This is a genomic window from Brachyspira suanatina (genome assembly GCF_001049755.1).
Taxonomy (GTDB): Bacteria; Spirochaetota; Brachyspiria; order Brachyspirales; family Brachyspiraceae; genus Brachyspira; species Brachyspira suanatina.
Genome location: NZ_CVLB01000003.1, coordinates 1 through 18,053, shown reverse-complemented (window position 1 = coordinate 18,053; position 18,053 = coordinate 1). Strand labels below are relative to the sequence as shown.

At 26.8% G+C, this 18,053-nt stretch carries 13 protein-coding genes; 8 read left to right on the top strand and 5 right to left on the bottom strand.

Annotated features, from left to right (window positions below; all coding sequences use genetic code 11):
* The first annotated feature begins 81 nt into the window (after positions 1-81).
* On the top strand, positions 82-612 hold the full coding sequence (locus BRSU_RS11845; RefSeq protein WP_048595706.1) for a hypothetical protein: 531 nt from the start codon (positions 82-84) through the stop codon (positions 610-612).
* Between the two features lie 79 nt (positions 613-691).
* Here the strand turns inward: BRSU_RS11845 and BRSU_RS11840 are convergent, their stop codons facing one another.
* Positions 692-1,117, bottom strand: coding sequence for a hypothetical protein (locus BRSU_RS11840; protein WP_048595705.1), 426 nt, complete (start codon positions 1,115-1,117; stop codon positions 692-694).
* 279 nt (positions 1,118-1,396) lie between these two features.
* Between BRSU_RS11840 and BRSU_RS11835 the strand changes: the two genes are divergently transcribed.
* Positions 1,397-2,602, top strand: a complete 1,206-nt coding sequence (locus tag BRSU_RS11835) for an MFS transporter (protein ID WP_048595704.1) — start codon at positions 1,397-1,399, stop codon at positions 2,600-2,602.
* A gap of 4 nt (positions 2,603-2,606) precedes the next feature.
* Here the strand turns inward: BRSU_RS11835 and BRSU_RS14890 are convergent, their stop codons facing one another.
* The gene (locus BRSU_RS14890; RefSeq protein ID WP_048595702.1) at positions 2,607-4,319 is read right to left on the bottom strand and encodes a DUF2971 domain-containing protein; all 1,713 of its coding nucleotides are present in this window, start codon (positions 4,317-4,319) and stop codon (positions 2,607-2,609) included.
* A gap of 264 nt (positions 4,320-4,583) precedes the next feature.
* Between BRSU_RS14890 and BRSU_RS11825 the strand changes: the two genes are divergently transcribed.
* From BRSU_RS11825 to BRSU_RS11815, 3 genes are all read left to right on the top strand, one after another.
* Positions 4,584-5,390 (top strand): M55 family metallopeptidase, encoded by an 807-nt coding sequence (locus tag BRSU_RS11825; RefSeq protein ID WP_048595701.1) that lies wholly within the window; start codon positions 4,584-4,586, stop codon positions 5,388-5,390.
* Positions 5,391-5,502: 112 nt separating this feature from the next.
* Positions 5,503-6,009 carry an NUDIX hydrolase gene (locus tag BRSU_RS11820; protein ID WP_048595700.1) on the top strand — a complete coding sequence of 169 codons (507 nt, stop codon included), beginning with the start codon at positions 5,503-5,505 and terminating at the stop codon, positions 6,007-6,009.
* A gap of 26 nt (positions 6,010-6,035) precedes the next feature.
* Positions 6,036-8,339: an RNA ligase gene (locus BRSU_RS11815; protein WP_048595699.1), complete on the top strand. Its 2,304-nt coding sequence runs from the start codon at positions 6,036-6,038 to the stop codon at positions 8,337-8,339.
* 332 nt (positions 8,340-8,671) lie between these two features.
* On the opposite strand, the gene BRSU_RS11810 is transcribed toward BRSU_RS11815, so the two are convergent.
* Complete coding sequence (locus BRSU_RS11810) at positions 8,672-9,850, bottom strand: tetratricopeptide repeat protein (RefSeq protein WP_048595697.1); 1,179 nt, start codon at positions 9,848-9,850, stop codon at positions 8,672-8,674.
* A 175-nt stretch (positions 9,851-10,025) separates the two neighbouring features.
* Between BRSU_RS11810 and recJ the strand changes: the two genes are divergently transcribed.
* Positions 10,026-12,185, top strand: a complete 2,160-nt coding sequence (gene recJ, locus BRSU_RS11805) for a single-stranded-DNA-specific exonuclease RecJ (protein WP_048595695.1) — start codon at positions 10,026-10,028, stop codon at positions 12,183-12,185.
* A gap of 176 nt (positions 12,186-12,361) precedes the next feature.
* Here the strand turns inward: recJ and BRSU_RS11800 are convergent, their stop codons facing one another.
* Positions 12,362-13,519, bottom strand: coding sequence for a variable surface family protein (locus BRSU_RS11800; protein ID WP_048595693.1), 1,158 nt, complete (start codon positions 13,517-13,519; stop codon positions 12,362-12,364).
* Positions 13,520-14,098: 579 nt separating this feature from the next.
* Here BRSU_RS11800 and BRSU_RS11795 point away from each other — a divergent pair.
* Together BRSU_RS11795 and BRSU_RS11790 are read left to right on the top strand one after the other, a co-directional pair.
* Positions 14,099-15,193 (top strand): cell surface protein, encoded by a 1,095-nt coding sequence (locus BRSU_RS11795; RefSeq protein WP_048595692.1) that lies wholly within the window; start codon positions 14,099-14,101, stop codon positions 15,191-15,193.
* A gap of 405 nt (positions 15,194-15,598) precedes the next feature.
* Positions 15,599-16,684, top strand: a complete 1,086-nt coding sequence (locus tag BRSU_RS11790; protein ID WP_048595690.1) for a variable surface family protein — start codon at positions 15,599-15,601, stop codon at positions 16,682-16,684.
* Between the two features lie 885 nt (positions 16,685-17,569).
* Here the strand turns inward: BRSU_RS11790 and BRSU_RS11785 are convergent.
* A partial coding sequence (locus BRSU_RS11785) for a tyrosine-type recombinase/integrase (protein WP_048595687.1) occupies positions 17,570-18,053 on the bottom strand: 484 nt, incomplete at its 5' end.

The following is an 18,053-nucleotide window of genomic DNA, read 5'->3' as shown; positions in this document are numbered from 1 at the left end:
ATTATTTTAATATTACTAAAATAATTTCCGATAGTTATATATAATAGAAAATTTTATATTGGATGATTTGCGGAGGTATGGATGTTAAAAAAAGTTTTAATAGCTGTTGGTTTAATCATTGTAATGATAAGTTGCGAGACTACAAAAAATACTGTTGTTAAAGATAATGCGGCTGATAATAATGAAGATAAAAAAGAAGAAACTATAACTAGAGAAGATACACCAAAAAGAAAAGTTACAGTTTATGGAGCTGATAAAGAGGTTCAGGCTGTAGAAATAAATGATAAAGTTTATTATGTTATAGGTGGAAAAGATGTTGAAAATATGACAGATGCAGAAATAAAAAGCTCATCTCTTGTAGCACCTTTAAAAGTTACAGAAGAAACAGTTAATGGTTCAAGAGGTATAGTTGTTACATATTATGATGTAAAAGTATTCTTAGGTAAAAGATCAGGAACAGGAACTATTGTAGGAATATTTGAGCCTCAGAAAAATGATTGGACTACAGGTAATGATATAGATAGAAGTTTATCTATTCAAATTAAATTATCTAGAAATATAGCAGGTCCTATAGATATAAAAAGAGGAAGCATATCTTTAGCATTTAATTAATTTAAATTAGAATTAAATATTTGATAATAAAAAAGCTGATTTTTTAGTCAGCTTTTTTTATTATATTTGAAATGATTCTTTATTTATTTGTATATAATTTATATAATTCATTTGCTACTATATCTATAGTATATGGTGTTTTATTTATTTCAAATGCATACAATTCCCATCTGTACTGATCTGTTACTTGAAACTGTATTATATATTCATTAGTATCATATCTTGCTACTATATCTATATAACGGTTATAATCATCTTCAGATATAAAGTCCTGCCATTCTACAGAGCTAAAAGGTGATAAAAGTTCATTTATTGTTATATTTGGATACGCTGTAAATGAACTGTTTTTTATTAAGCTTATTCCATCAAAGCTTCTGCTTTTTATATCTATTACTTCATTTGTTTCTTCTATGTTTAATCTGTATTGTTTACTCTCCAATTTTTTATCATTACATGATGTAATGAGCAGCATGATTATTATGGATGCATAACAAATTTTATACATAGTTAAAAGCCTAATAATTAATTTAATTTATTATCGGTCAAATTATTTTATTTATTGAATTATCAAATATAATTAGGAGTATTTTATAAAATTAATCAATATAAATCAATACATTGTGTAATTTTATTTTTTATTAAATGGTGATAATATAAGTTATTATCTGAAAATAAAAATAATTAATCAAAAAAATAAAAAAATTGTAAAATGATATACATTTTTTATAAATAATATATATAATACTTCATCATTAAAATAATATATTGTTAGGAATAAATAATAATGACTATATTGGTGTATTCTATGCCGTTTCTTCTTTATTTATGCTCAAGCATATTCAGTACGGTTTTAGTTATAAATGCTTCTATATCAGGAGCTAGTCCTTTTTTTGTATCATTGCTTGGGGTTTCTTATGGTATGGGTATGATGCTTACTGCCGGCACTTTCTCACGCATCAAAATACAAAAGAAATATTATACAAATTTAATATATGTTGAAGCTATACTTCAGCTTATCATTGCGGTTGCTTGTTTGATATTTCTTCCGCCTGAAATGTCTTTATTTTATTCATTTTTATACGGATGCTGTGCTACTATATTTTTTGTATGCTTTCAATCTTCATTAGATGTAGTTTCAAAAGATTTGCCTGTTACATTAAGCGGGGCTTTATTTATATTTTCTTGGTCTTTAGGTTTTGCTGTTGGTCCTACAGTTACAGGGCTTATATATAAATTTGATTATAAATTAGGTTTTTACTTCGTTATAGTAGTAAGTGTAATAATGTTTATACTATTTTATCTTTCAAGACATTTGAGATTTAAGGCTAACAACAAAAAGATAAAATGGAATATACCTTTTATGCGTGCTCCTAGATATAAAGTGCATATAGGCTGGCTTGTAATATTTGTAGGGGCTATGGTACTGCATACTTTAAGATTTATGTTTCTCGATTATGGAATAAAGGTAATTGGTTTTTCTGAGGCAGATTCTTCATTATTGGTAGGAAGTTTATCAGCTTTTATGGCTGTAGGTTCTTTATCATCTGCTTTTTGTTTGAGATTTTTGGAGAAAAAGAGAGTATTTACTATAGTAGGTCTTCTTACTCCTGCGGCTTTGCTTTTAATAACATTCACTAGGAATTTCTGGTTATTTTTAATAGCGTTTATGTTTTTGGGTTTTGTAAGCGGTTTCGGTTATTTCTTTGGTCTTTATTATGCTTTGGCGGACCAGGATAATGCTCCTAGAAATGTTGCTGTTAATGAGGCTTTGACAGGTGTTGCTGCTTTATTCATACCTTTTGTAATGGGGTATTTGGCTTCTAATTTCTCATATTTTGTTGGATTTTTGTTTATGATGACAGTATCTTTAATATGCTACATTATAGCTATATACACTATGTGGCAGAAGAAAAGAAGGGCTTTGCTTAAAGAAAAATTTAACAAGATGATAGATGATATAGACAGTAAATATATAAATAAAACTCTTTAATATATTAACTATTATTTTTATGTTTATAAGGCTTGATATTAATCTTAAAAAGTTCATTATCATCAAGTTCAGCATAATATAATTTAATTCTTTCATACTTTTTACCGTTTTTATTTCTGTTATTTTCATTTATGTATTCAACTAAATTGTATACAAGTTTTTTATCTTCTTTTGATGTCTGTATACCGAAACAAATACTTTTTATTGGCAAATTAATAAGTGTTCCATTGGTATTTTTATTTTCTTTATCATAAAACAGTATACGATATTCATCTTCATACTTCCATTCTCTAGATTTTACTGTAAATAAATCTGTAATATTATTTATTGAATAATTATCTATTTCAATGTTTATGTTTTGTAAAATACTCTTATAATAATTAATGAAAAAATCATCAATATTCATTTTATTGCTATAATTAATTCTTTTTATTACTATATTTTTTTTATTTATAATTTTTCTTATGTCATACTCTACACAAATACCTTGATGTTTATCAGCATAATGACTCCACATTAAAGTATTATCATTTTGTGTAGTTAAACAAGCAACTTTTATTTTTTCTAATATATAATCATTTAATTTGTTATATGTATTTTTCTTTATATATGGGTCAATAGGATCATTAAAAGTTTTTGAATTGCTAAGCCATAATTGACTATTTAATATATTTCTTAATGTATCTTTATTAACTTTGGTATAATTATATAAATTTGATTTTTGAAAGTATGATTTTTGATTTTCAAAATTAGTATTTATTAATTTATTTATAACTTCTTGATCTATTGATATATTCTTTATTGTATCAAATATTAGTGTAAATAACGTAAAGAAATTAAAGGTATACTTTAATGTAACTTTTGTATTTAATATATTTTTACATATGCTTTTATGCAATTTAATTATATCATCATACTTATTACATTTTATTAATGTTCTGATTAAAGCATTGTAAACAAATATTTTATTATCAAAATTATTACTATAATATTTAATAGATTTTTGATATTCTGCAATTGATTTATCATATTTTTTTATGTAGAAATAAGCTATTCCTTTATAATAATAAACAACACCGCTATTACCATTAATTTTTATATCTTCATTAAAGTTATCTATAGCTTTTATATAGTCTCCTATTTTTAAATATGCCATACCTTTGCATCGATAAGCATAATTGTAATTAGGTATTGCAAAGTTTCCTATAATCATATTTTCAACTTCTTTATCAAATTTCATTAATTCAATAACTTTATCAAAATACTTTATACTTTCATAATAATTTTTCAAATATAGATTTGACAGTCCTATTTGAAAATAAGCCATTTTATCCTGTAAAAAAACAATTTTATTTTTTTCATTATTTAATATATTTAAGAATCTATGCCCATATTTTATACATTTTTTATACTGACCAGTATATAAATATGATGTAAGTATATATCCATAAAAATATTCTTCTTCCATTATACTTAAATTAATTTTTTTTTGCTTATTTAAACATAAAACTTTATGACACAATTTTATTAATTTTCTATAATTCCTTGATGAAAATAAAATAACACTATTTAGATAAAAAGAGGTAACTTTATTATCTCCTTCTATTCTCTTATGTAATAGTACATTTATAAGTTGGACATATAAAGCAGACATAGATATTTTACTTATGTCAAAATTCTCATCTTTTTCTATAAGTTCATTTATATTGTTTTTCATATATTATATCCTTGTATTAAATAAACTATAAAAAATAATAAATTACTAATATGGTTGTATAAATTTTGAAATTTATTTAATTGTTTTATAAACTACTAATAAAATATATTCTACATCATATAAATAAAAATGAAACCTTTTATAGTTAGTATATTGAAAGCTGTAAAACAATAAAAAAATCAATGATTAACATATTGAATAAAATAAAAAATATAATATAGTTTTTAATCATTAAAATAATTTTTAAATATTAGAGGAATTATTATGAAAGTTTTTATTAGTGCGGATATCGAAGGAATTACCACAACTACACAATGGCCTGATACTGATGCAGGAAGTTTAACTTATAAAGAGCATACACTTCAAATGACTAAAGAAGTTAATGCAGCATGTGAGGGAGCTATTGATGCAGGAGCAAAAGAAATATTTGTAAAAGATGCACATGACTCTGCTATGAATATAGATCAAACTGCTTTGCCTGAATGCGTGAAAATACATAGAAGATGGAGCGGAGATCCTTATTCTATGGTAGAAGGTATTGATGAGAGCTTTGATGCTGTAATGTTTATTGGATATCATAATGCAGCTTCTATAGGAAATAATCCGCTTTCACATACTATGAACACTAGAAATGTTTATGTAAAGCTTAATGAAGTTTTGGCAAGCGAGTTTATGTTTTTTAGTTATGCGGCAGCTTATAGAAAAGTACCTACAATATTTTTGTCAGGCGATAAGGGATTATGCGAAGTTGCACAAAATATGCAGCCTAATCACCCTAATTTGGTAACTCTTCCAGTTAAAGAGGGTATAGGTTATTCTACTATCAATTATTCACCTAATTTAATGGTTAAGATGATTAAAGAGAAAACTAAAGAGGCTTTGAGTCAGGATTTTAAGGGTAAATTATTAAAATTGCCTAATAATTTCAAATTAGAGGTATGTTATAAGGAACATGGCTATGCTCATAAAGTATCATTTTACCCCGGAGCTAAAAAAATTAATGATACTACGGTAATTTTTGAAAATAATGACTATTATGAAATACTAAGAGCCTTGAAATTTATATTATAAAATAATATAATATAGCAATCCGATAACTTATGAAAGCCCCCTTAAAAAGCAGCATCCTTTTAAGGAGGCTTTTTTTATTGTTAAATATATTTGAAAAGTTTGGTAAAAGTTTATGAAAGAGATTTGGGATATATATGATATTAATAAAAATAAAACAGGAAGATTTCATCAGAGAGGAATACCGTTAAATAAAAATGATTATCATATAGTTATACATGCTTGGGTAGTTAATAGTAAAGATGAAGTTATAATCACAAAAAGACATAAGAGTAAAAAAGTATGTCCTGACATGTGGGAATGCACAGAAGGTTCTATATTAGCCGGAGAGGATAGCTCTGACGGAGCTTTAAGAGAGCTTGAAGAAGAAATTGGATTATCATTCAAAAAAGATGAGGCAGTATTTTTAACTTCTTTTGTACTTGAGTTTTCAAATACAATAGTAGATTCTTATATGTTTAGAAGAGATGTTAATATTGAGGATTTAGTTTTGCAGGAAAATGAAGTCAGTGATGCTATGATAGTAAATAGAGAAAAATATTTAGAGATGTGTAAAAGCGGAGAGATAATTTCTTCTATAAGATATTTCTATGATATTTATGATAAATTAAATAATAAGTAAGCATATCAAGTAAATTAGGAATTATAATGAAAGTATTGATATTGACAGTAGGACCTCAAGGAAGCGGCAAAAGTTATACTATAAAGAAAACTAATATTGATTATTATAGCGTAAGTTCTGATAATTTAAGAATATTATATTCAGGTGTTTTTCCAGACGGATATAATGGGCTTTCTATTTCTGAAAAAGACAATGCTTATATTTGGAATAATTTAATATTAAGCATATTAGAAAATAGATTTAGATTAGGTCAATTTACCATATTAGATAGTACAGGGCTTTTTAATCTTAATAGTATTACAGAGCTTGCCAAAAAATACGGATATAGAATTATAGCTGTTTTATTTGATCATTTATCGCTTAAAGAATGCATTGAAAATGTTAGAAAAAGAAAAATAGGCGGTAATATAGCGGAAGAAGTTATACAAGACTTTTTTATGCGTATGAAAAATTTCAAATTGAGCGGTGCTAATATTTTTAGAGCTTCAGATTATGATAGTGCGGAAACTGCATTGCTTGAGGCTTGTAAATGGGATAGCTTTTATCTTAATGAAACAGAATTTGAAAAGTATGATAATATAAAAGTGATACCTGATTTGCATGGTGAGTATGATGTGTTTAGAAAATTTTTAGAGAAAGAAAATTATTTTCAGGATAAAAAAACAGCTTATATATTTGTAGGCGATTTAATAGATAGAGGCTCAAAGTCAAAAGAATTACTTGATTATTTTCTTAATAATGATATAGGAAATAATGTTTATTTTACTGAAGGAAATCATGATGTAAATATAAATTTCTTTGCCAATGATATAAAAGTTACAAGTCAGGAATTTTATAAAACAACATACAAAGAAATAAAAAAAGCATTTACTATAACTAAACAAGTAAAAGATGATAGTGATAATCTTGTAGAAGAAAAAATACTTAATGAAAGCGAATTAAATAATTATAAAAAGAGAATAAGAAATTTTTATAAGAAGTTCAGACTTTATTATTTTTTCACTTTTAAAGGAAAGAAATTTTTTATTAATCATTCAGGTGTAGATAAAATGTATGAGCATATTCCAGCATCACTTTTGAATGGTATTGTAACTTATGGATATAGTGAAGATGATAACAGTTATAAATCTTATATAGAAGTAGGAAATAAATTTAAAAATAATCATTCAGATATTATTCAGATATTCGGACATAGAAATGTGCTTCAAGAAGAATTGGAAGATAATCTATGCAAAATAAATGATAATGCCTATTGTATAGAAAATTCTGTGGAATATGGAGAGGATTTAATAATTCTTAATTTAAAAGACATGTCTATTGAAAGTTATAAAAATGACAGAGAAATAGAAAACTTATTTGGCAAAGAAAAAACTGACAGCGAACTTGTTCGTCATAAATATTATGATACAGTTTATTCCACTAATTTTTCAGACAGAGTATTCTATAAAAGATTATGGAATGAACAAACTATCAAAGCTAGAGGATTATACAGATACAATGAAACAAATGAAATAGCAGGAAGAAGTTATGATAAATTCTTTAATTATGATGAAGTTAAAGAAACAAAATTAAAAGCCTTGCAAAATAATATAAAGTTTCCTGTGAGTGTTTATAAAAAATATAATGGATATTTGTTTTTAGTGTTTTTAGATAAAACAAGAGATGAACTTATATATGCAACCAAAAGTTCAATAGGAACAACTATGGCTTCTTGGGCAGAAAGTTTACTCACTGAAGAAAATAAAAATTTTATAAAAGAATATTGCAATAAAAATAATACTACATTTGTTTTTGAATGTATACATTTAAAAGATTCAGCACACCCTATAGTTTATAATGAATCATTTTTGATTTTACTTGATGTGATATACAATGAGGAGAGTTTCAGAAAACTTTCTTATGAAGAATTATCAAGTAAAGATATAACAGAGCAATTTCAAGTAAAGGAAAGAATAGAAATATTTGAAGCTCCTAAAGATGATATTTCAAAAGATGAATATAATAAATATGTAGTACTAATGCTTCATAAATATGTTGATGATTTTAGTATAGATTATGAGGGAGTGGTATTTGAGGATGCAAATGGCTTTATGGTAAAAGTAAAATGTCCTTTTTATATTATCAAAAAGGCATTAAGATCAGAATCAATGCGTTTGAATAGGCTTAGTTATTCTTTAAATATTCATTATCCTAATAATCATGTTATTTTTACAGGAAATAAAATATTCTTAAAATACAAAAGAGAAAATAAATTAAAAGAGTGGAGAAGTTTAGAAGTGTCAGAAGTTGTAGAAGCCTTTAATGAAGTTTTAAAAGAATTAGGTAAGTAATTTTTAATATTCCTACTGCAAAATATAAATTGCAGTAGGTTAATATTTTTTTAACTTAAATAAAGCTTGGGCGAGTTTTATATTTTATAATCAGGCTTTAAAAAATAGATAAATTAAAAATTTCAAACTATAGTATTAAAGAATAAAGGGCGGGGTATGTAATTAAATTTTAAAACCTAAATTACATTTGCCCACCCTTTATATTTATAGTTTCAATCTGCCATCAAAACTATTATTTTTTATTATTGCCAAATTATAATTTACAGCTACCCACCCAAGATTTTTTTAAATTTGTTGTCTGATTACCGCCCAATAATAGAAAAATATATTTCTTATTTTATATCATGCTTCTTACAAAAATTGTCAGCAGCTTCCATATTAAGAAAAGCCAATTTTTTAAGCCCCTCTGATATTATATGCTTTATATGTTCATTAGCTAAATCATAAGCTTTATCAAAATCATCTTCTGATTCTTTAACTAATTTATTATATTCATCTTCATTTATTTTTTCTTTTTTCATATAGGCAGTTTTTGATTTGGATATTCCTCGGTTGAAATAGCTTTCAGAATAATTCGGATTTAATTTTATAGCCTGATCATAATAAAGTATAGCCTCATCATATATACCCAAATGATTAAGAGCAACCGCTTTATTGTAATATGCATCGGCAATGTTTGTATCTAATTCTATAACTTTATCAAAGTCTTTAATAGCCTCCTGATATGCTTCCATAGTCATAGCAATTATACCTCTGTTTAAATACGCCTTTGTATATTTAGGATTTATTTTTATTAATTCATCAAAGTCTTCTACAGCACCTTTATAATCTTTTATATGAAACTTAGCATTTGCTCTGTTGAAGTATCCATCTGCAAATTCTCTGTTAATATGAATAGCATTTGTATAATCATCTATAGCCTCATTATAATTACCGAGCTTTTCTTTTACATTTCCTCTGTTATTGTATGCATCAATGAAATGAGAATTATATTCTATGGCTTTGTCATAATCTTTTATAGCTTCTTTATATTCACCCAATGCATTTTTTGACAATGCTCTGTTATAATATGCATCAGCGAAATGCGGATAAACTTCAATAGCTTTGTTATAATCTTCTATAGAACCTTTATAATCTTTAGAGCTTGCTTTTGTATTTGCTCTTACATAATAAGCCTCTTCAAGATTATAATTAAGTTCTATTGCTTTATCAAAATCTTTTAAAGCTTCTTCTATATTTCCCAAACTTCTGTTCATTATTCCTCTGTTATAATATGCAGCTGCAAATTTATCATTTAATTTTATAGTCCAAGTATAATCTTCTACAGCACTTTTATATGAATCTTCATCATTTATATTTGCCTTAGCATTTGCTCTGTTATAGTATGCTTCGTAAATGGTTGAATCTAGTTTTATAACTTCAGAAAAGTATTCTATTGCTAATTTATAATTTTTACTTTTAAAAGCATCATAAGCTTTATTAAAAAAGTTTTTAATATCTTTTTCAGCCATAAATTAAAACCTTATATTATATTATTATTTTATGATATATTAATATCGAAAAAACTCAATTATAAATATAGCAAAATATATACCACTTGAAAGAATATCATAAATAAAATATACTATTTTAGGATATTAGAATATATTATTTTTTTTATTATTAAATAAGTGATAAAGACAAATTATGGATATAAATAACTTAAATACAACAATATTAGAGCTTTTAAAATTAAGAGGCATAACTTCCAAAGAAGATATTTATGATTTCTTTTTTCAGGATATATATTCATTATCTAATCCTTTTAATATAAGAGATGTTAATGTATTTGTAGACAGAATAAAAGAAGCCATAGAAAATGATGAGAAGATATTAGTATACGGTGATAAAGATGCAGACGGTATAACAGCAGCATCTATTATATATAATACATTGAAAGTAGTTACAAAGAATGTTGAAGCATTTGTACCCAATCATACAACAGGATACGGACTTTCTAAGGCAGTTATAGAGGAATATGCTAATTCAGGAGTAACCCTTATTATAACAGTGGACTGCGGAATATCTAATGCTGAAGAAGTAGAGTTTGCAAGGGATTTATCAATAGATATTATAGTAACTGATCACCATGATATACCGGAAATACTTCCGAATGCTTATGCTGTATTTAATCCTAAAATTTCAAATACAGGTTTTGTATCAAAGAACTTTTCAGGCTGTGCGGTTGCTTTTAAGCTTATGCAGGCTTTCGTATTTTCTTATACTAAGTTATATAATAAGGATATAATAGTATTGGATTATGATATTGATAAGTCAAAAAATGTATTAAAAAGAATAAGGGCTTTGAAGGCTACTAATTTTGTTATAAGCGATGAGGTGTTCGGGTTTGAGCTTATTAATGATAATAATTGCTATAAATCAATATATGCTGATTATTATGATGAGCTTATGAGTGAAGATGAGGTGCTTGAAGAGCTTGCTACTTATATGTTTGAGGGCGACGGCTGTGTATTGGTGCTTACAGGAGGAGAGGAGAGATTAAAGAAACTTCTTAATTTTTATGAAAGGTATGAGATATATTTGCCTGAATATGACAATGTATATGACCTTCTTCAATTAGGTGCTAAATATGGTAATGTTAATGTAAAAACTACAAAGACTTTGGATGATTTTGCTTTGGCTCTTAATGTTAATATTTATAGATATGATGATATAGCCTATAGAGATTTAATTATAAAAATGGAAATATTCAGAAGACTATTTTATATAAGTCAGAAACAGCTTCAGAGTTATATAAAGAAAAAGTCTATACTTGTATTATTTGGAAGTGTTGCTGATGTTGTTCCTCTTATAGAAGAAAATAGGGCTTATGTGAAATGTGCATTGAAGGAATTAGAAAAGCCTAGTCATATAAGATACAATATAATACTTGAGAGAATCAATTTACTGAATACAAAGATAGATACTCAGGCTATAAGCTGGAGACTTGCTCCTTTTATAAATGCGGCAGGAAGAATGGGAAGCCCTGAAACAGCTTTGAAACTTCTTACATGCGAGATAAAAGAGGAAGCTTTGAGCCTATCAAATGAAGTTTATAATATGAATGAGACTAGAAAATCTTTGACAGAGTCTAATTTCAGTATTGTAAATGAATATATAAAGACTAATAGCTGTTTGAAACTTCCTATTATAGTTGTCAAAAGTAAAAAGATAGAGCAGGGGCTTACAGGACTCATTGCAGGAAAGGTATTAAGCGAATATGGTAAAACAGCTGTAATTATGCATGAGAGCGAAGACGGTATTTGCATAGGCAGTATAAGGAGTAGGGGAGATGATAATGCCAGAGATATGCTTGAGTATGCCAATATTTATTTAACTAAATTCGGAGGACATAAGAATGCTGCCGGATTTACTTTAAATACTGATAATTTTGATAAGTTTCAAAGTAAGATAATAAAGTATGCATCGAGTCAGAATTTCCAAACTGAAAAAAAAGATGATGTATTTGATTTGGAAATTAGTTTTAAAGATATAGATATAAAGTTTGCAAGATTATTGGAAATGTTTGAGCCTTACGGATTCGGTAATGAGGAGCCTTTATTTATGTCTAAAAATGTAAAAGTGAACAGCATAAATAAAATGAAAAAAAATAATAAGACACATTTAAGACTTGAGTTATTGCAGGATAATAAAAAAGTCAATGCCATTATGTGGGATAAAAGTGATGAAGAAGCTCAAAAATTACTGTCTTCTAATTATATAGATATTATTTATAAATTAAAGGTTAATCGTTTTAATGGAAGCGAAGATGCTAGAATATATGTAGAAAGCTATAAAATATTCTAGTTTTTTACACATGATATTTAGTGTAATTAGACTTTATAAAAGTATATCATAATATTTTTTATAGTTTGGATTCCCATTTATATTAAACAAATATTTTTAATGAATACTAAATTAATAAAAAGAGACTGACTTTATTAAAGCCAGCCTCTCATTGATCTGTATTAATTAACTTCTAATTAATTGAAAGCAGGTAAATACCAAGTTATACCTGTAGTAGTTTCAAAGTATACAGGGATATTAGATGGTTGTCTTGTACCGCCATTATTAACATCCATATCGAAGTACCATTCAAGATCTTGAACAGGTCTTACATAAAGTTCTGCATAAGCACCCCAAGCTAAGCTATGTTGTACTTTAGAATCTATATTTAAATCTGGATCTGCAGATGTGTGTTTTCCTAAATATGTAGCTTGATAACCTAAAGAAGGCTCAACATAAAGAGATACTACATCGCTGTTAGCAGTGATACCTAATACAGCCTGAGCTTTTACATCATAAGGATTTGAATCCCATTTGAAATCTTTATCAATGTTTCTACCAGCAAATGCATCTAATTTAGAATTAGGATCATAACCAGAAACAGTATTTTGTACAGCTTCTCCAGCTCTTACAGTTCTACTTACACCTTTTAAAGCTGTGTTATAAACAACTTTGATGAAAGGATTGATAGTTACGTTTCCAACAGGAGTATTCAAGAAATAGAATCTAGCTTCAAAACCTAATGACTGAGCAAAATACTCACTAGCTCCGTTAGCTGTTTTAAATCCAGCTTGTCCGTATTTGAAGTATACTCTTATAGCATTGAAAGCATCTATACCAGTATAGTATCTTAATTGTATATCAGTGCTTATACCCATATAATCTTTTGTAGATGATGAATAAGGGAATTTAGCAGAATCATTGAAAGGATCATGACTTACAGCTATTTGAACAGGAACTGCTATTCTTAAGTTGTTGTTTAAAGCATTGATCATAAGTACAGGAGTATGAACGCCTAATCTAGGATTTACATAAGTGTAGTTATAACCTACGCCAATACCGAAAGGCTCAGAAGTATAACCTATACCAGCAGAAATAGTAGTTTTTAAATCTACATTTCCAGTATTACCTGAAATGATATTACCTAATGCTGTTCCAATAGCTTGAGATCTAAAACCGAAAGTACCTTTAATAGTACCGTTACCTAAAACGAAACCTAATTGATCCATTCTAGCTCTGAACTGATTACCATGAGTAAGGAAGTCGATCCAAGAATCTCTGTCGCCATACATACCGAAAGCAGATGCACTAGCTATAGTCAATAATGCCATAGCTGTCAATAAAACTTTTTTCATTGTTTTTCTCCTAAAATTTTATATAGTTAATACTCATTGTAAGTAGTAACTCCAAAATAATTTTAGGAAACAACAAAGACAGAGGATCTTTATTGTTTCCAGATGCGTTAGAACATCTATATAATTCTAACGGATTATAAAAAATCAGTGAGAATAATAAGATTTAGAGGATCTTTATTCTCCGTAAAAACAGATATTTAAATGGAAAAATTATGCTGTTTTTACTAATGTGTCAATTGGAATAATAAGGATTTAGAGGATCTTTATTGTTCCTAATATTGGTTATAGACATTATAAGCAATCTTTTTTTAATGTCTATATCTTACCAACACTTTTATTCTAATGAATTTACATAAAAAAGTCAACACTAATATAAATAAAATTATTATTTTTTATGAAAAAAATATGTAAATATGTTCTTTAATGGTGATTTTTTTATATAATTCTATACATACGTATTGACATTTTATAACTTTTCACTATAATGAAATGCAGAGGATCTTTAGGTGTCTATTGAGTTTTTAAGCAATCTCTCAATAGACACTGTCAAAAGATTATAAAAAAATTAGGAGAAAAACAATGAAAAAAGTTTTATTGACAGCTATGGCTATATTAACTGTAGTTAGTGCATCTGCTTTCGGTATGTATGGAAGAGGCGATTCTTGGATCGATTTCCTTACTCATGGTAATCAGTTTAGAGCTAGAATGGACCAATTAGGTTTCGTTTTAGGTAATGGTACTATTAAAGGTACTGTTGGTTTCAGAGCTAATACTATTAACTTAGGTAACTGGGGAAACATACTATCTGATACAGGAAGCGGTACTTCTTTGAACTCTACTCTTTCTGCTGGTATAGGTTACACTTCTGATGTATTTGGAATAGGTGTAGGATACAACTTCACTTATATAAATAAAGATATTCAAGTTCATACTCCTGTATTAACTATGAATTTCTTAAATAACAATTTAAGATTATCTATACCTATACAAGTAGCTGTTACAGATAAACAAAATGGTACAAAAATCAATAATTTCAAATATACTGGCGTTGCTTTTGACAATATACAGTTAAGATACTATACTGGTATAGATGCTTTCAATGCTATAAGATTCTATGTATATTATAGAAATAATACAGTTGATACTGGAAGCTTTAAAGGAGTTTCTGAAAGCTTAGGTTTCCAATTAAGATTATACTTCTTAAATACTCCTGTTGGAAATGTAACTATCAATCCTTTTGTTAGAATTGAATATCATACTGCTCTTAAAGGTTCTGCTGCTAAAAACTATACAGCTGAATATTCATATAAGAATAATGACTTCATAGATAATAATTCAAAACAATCAGATATATATGATGTAAGTCCTTATGAATTTAGCATCAAACCTATACTTGGAATCACAGCTAACAGTGATGTAGTATCTCTTTATGTTGAGCCTTCTTTAGGTTATACTCTTACAGGTTATCAGAAAAAAGGTATAGAATCAACTTCTACTCATAAATTATCTTGGGGTGCTTATGCAGAACTTTATGTAAGACCTGTTCAAGATCTTGAATGGTACTTCGAGATGGATGTTAATAACAGCGGTAATAGCTATACTACACCTGTTTCTGTTCCTGTATACTTTGAAACTACTACAGGTATAACTTGGTATTTACCTTCTTTCAATTAATTAAAAGTTAATTAAGAAAATTAATGAGGCTGACCTTTAATAAGTCAGCCTCTTTTTTATTATTTATATAACTTATATATTTAATCTATATAAATAATAGAAGAAAAATAAAAAAGTTTTAAAACTGATATATATTATTTTGTATATAGAAAATAGCAGATTTTTAAATTTATTTATCTATGATAATTTAATAAATATAATTATAATAAGCAAATTAATAATTTAAAAACATATTAATCTATCATTAAGATATCACCTTTTATTGTTTAAATTTTTTATAAAAGTATAGTAAATTTGTCAAGATAATTATATTTTTATTTATAGTAAGTGTACATTTTATAATTTTATTATATAATAATTATTATATATAGAAGAGAATAATTTTTTATATTTTAGGAGAGGAAAATGAAAAAAATTTTATTGACTGCTATTGCTTTGTTGGCTATGGCAAGTACATCTGTTTTTGGTATGTATGGCGATCAGGATGATTGGATTGATTTTCTTACAGCTGGAAATCAATTAAGAGCCAGAATGGATCAATTAGGATTTGTACTTGGAAACAATACTATTAAAGGTACTTTCGGACTTATAACTCAAGATGCCGTAACATCATTGGGAAGTATAATTTCAGGTGAAACAGATAATTTAGGATTAGATGCTACTGTTTCTATGGGAATAGGATACACTTCTGATATTTTCGGCATTGGCTTAGGATATAATTTTACATATTATAACAGCACTTTAGGCGTTCATACTCCTGTACTTATGGTCAATGCTTTAAATAATAATTTAAGAATAGCAATACCTATACAAATAGCTGCATCAAAAGATCCTTTCGGAAAATATACTATCAGTCAATATAAAGACTATTTAGGAATAAGCACAGATATACAAATAAGATACTATACAGAAATAGATGTATTCAATCAAGTAAGATTATACATAAAATATGGACAGTCAGGTTATAAAAATGTTAAAAATAATTTTGATATGTTTGCTCAATCATTTGGTTTTGAAACTAGACTATATTTCTTAAACCGCACAATTGGAAATGTAAATATTAATCCTTTTATTAAAGTTTCATATAATACAGCTTTAGCCAGCAGTGATGTAATGGTTAGAGCAGGAGAATCTCTTGTAAATACTACTTATAGTAAAAAAGAAAATAAATGGGAAAAAAATCCTTATAATGTAACTGCTGCTGCTGTATTAGGATTAACTGCTAACAGTGATATGCTATCTCTTTATGTTGAACCTTCTTTAGGATACAATGCCGTTTATAAAGGAAAATATAAAACTGATAGTAAATATTATAAAGTACAGCATAATTTATATTGGGGAGCTTATGCAGAACTTTATATTACTCCCGTTCAAGATATTGAATGGTATTTTGAAATGGACATTAATAATGGTAATTCAAGACAGACTTCTTCTATACCTATATACTTTGAATCTACTACAGGGATAACTTGGTATTTGCCTGAATTATAATAAAAATATTATTTTGTATAATTTAAACATTTATTGAATAAAAAAAATAAAAAATTAATAATTCTATAAAAAATTTAAATTAATACTTTACATATTTAAATAAATAGCTGTTTTTATTAAATCTAAGTATTATTTTAAAAAAAATAATAATTTCAACGAATTTGAGATTTATGAAAAACGGTACAAGTATATTTTTATTGCGATATAAAATACAAGGTAAAAGAATATTGAGAAAAAAGCTTTTACTTACTTGTACCGTATTTCTAGCTATTAAAGAACTATTTCTAAACTTGCTCAAAGTATACAACATACCAGAGCATAATATTACTATTTGCTTTTTCATTCCATATCCTTTTTATGCCTAAAGGTTTCTCACACCTTTTTTGATTGGCATTCTTAATTTTATATCGCATTAACTAATATACACAAAAATATTTTAAAGTCAACAAAAAAACATTTTTTTTAAAATTAAAATACTGCCTTAAGCGGTGTTTTTTAGTAAAGTATATATAAATGTATACCTAAATAAAAAAAGCCTTGTATAAAGCCTCTGTGCGTTAAATAAAGCTATTCTATTAAAGACTTGAAGGCAATATTTGCATTATGTTATCGTAACAGTTTTCAAAAACTGATTTAACTTTTCAGGTTATTTCTAAATAAACTAAAATATATTAACTCTTATTCTTTTTTTAAATTTAAAAGTCTTTAAATTATCTTTAAATTCATACTGCATTTTGCAGGGTAGCATACTGCAAAATGCAGTGTTGCACATAATACAATTTGCAGTCCACACATCAAAATGCAGTGTTTTACATAATGCAATATGCAGTCTGCACTGCAAATTGATGTGTTGCACATAATGCAATTTGCACGATGTACCACACTTCAAGCCTTTTTAATATCCGTTTCTCTCGGCAGATGATTTATAATGTCATTCATCTTGTTTGTTAAATCTTCAAACATATTTTTTATTGCAATCACCTCATCGCTTTTTATATTTTTGTCCGAATTAGTAAAGTCTTTTTTCGTACCATATTCAAACTTAGCAAACGGATGATTTTCCATAGCTTCTTTTATCATACCAGCCAAAACATAAATATATCTTGACACGGTTGTATTTATATTTTGATGTCCTAGCATTTTTGATATAACATAAATGTCAGTTCCGTTTTCTGCCATGTCGGTTGCAAAGCCTCTTCTTAATGAATGACATGTAACTTTTGTATTTGTCTTTTTAGAAATGAAATGCATTATTGTGCTTATAGTATTTATATTCAAAGGCTCGCCGTTTGTTTTAATAAATAGCATATTATGTATTTTATTTCTTTGCTTTAATATAGATTTTCTTAATTTTAAATATTCAAATAGC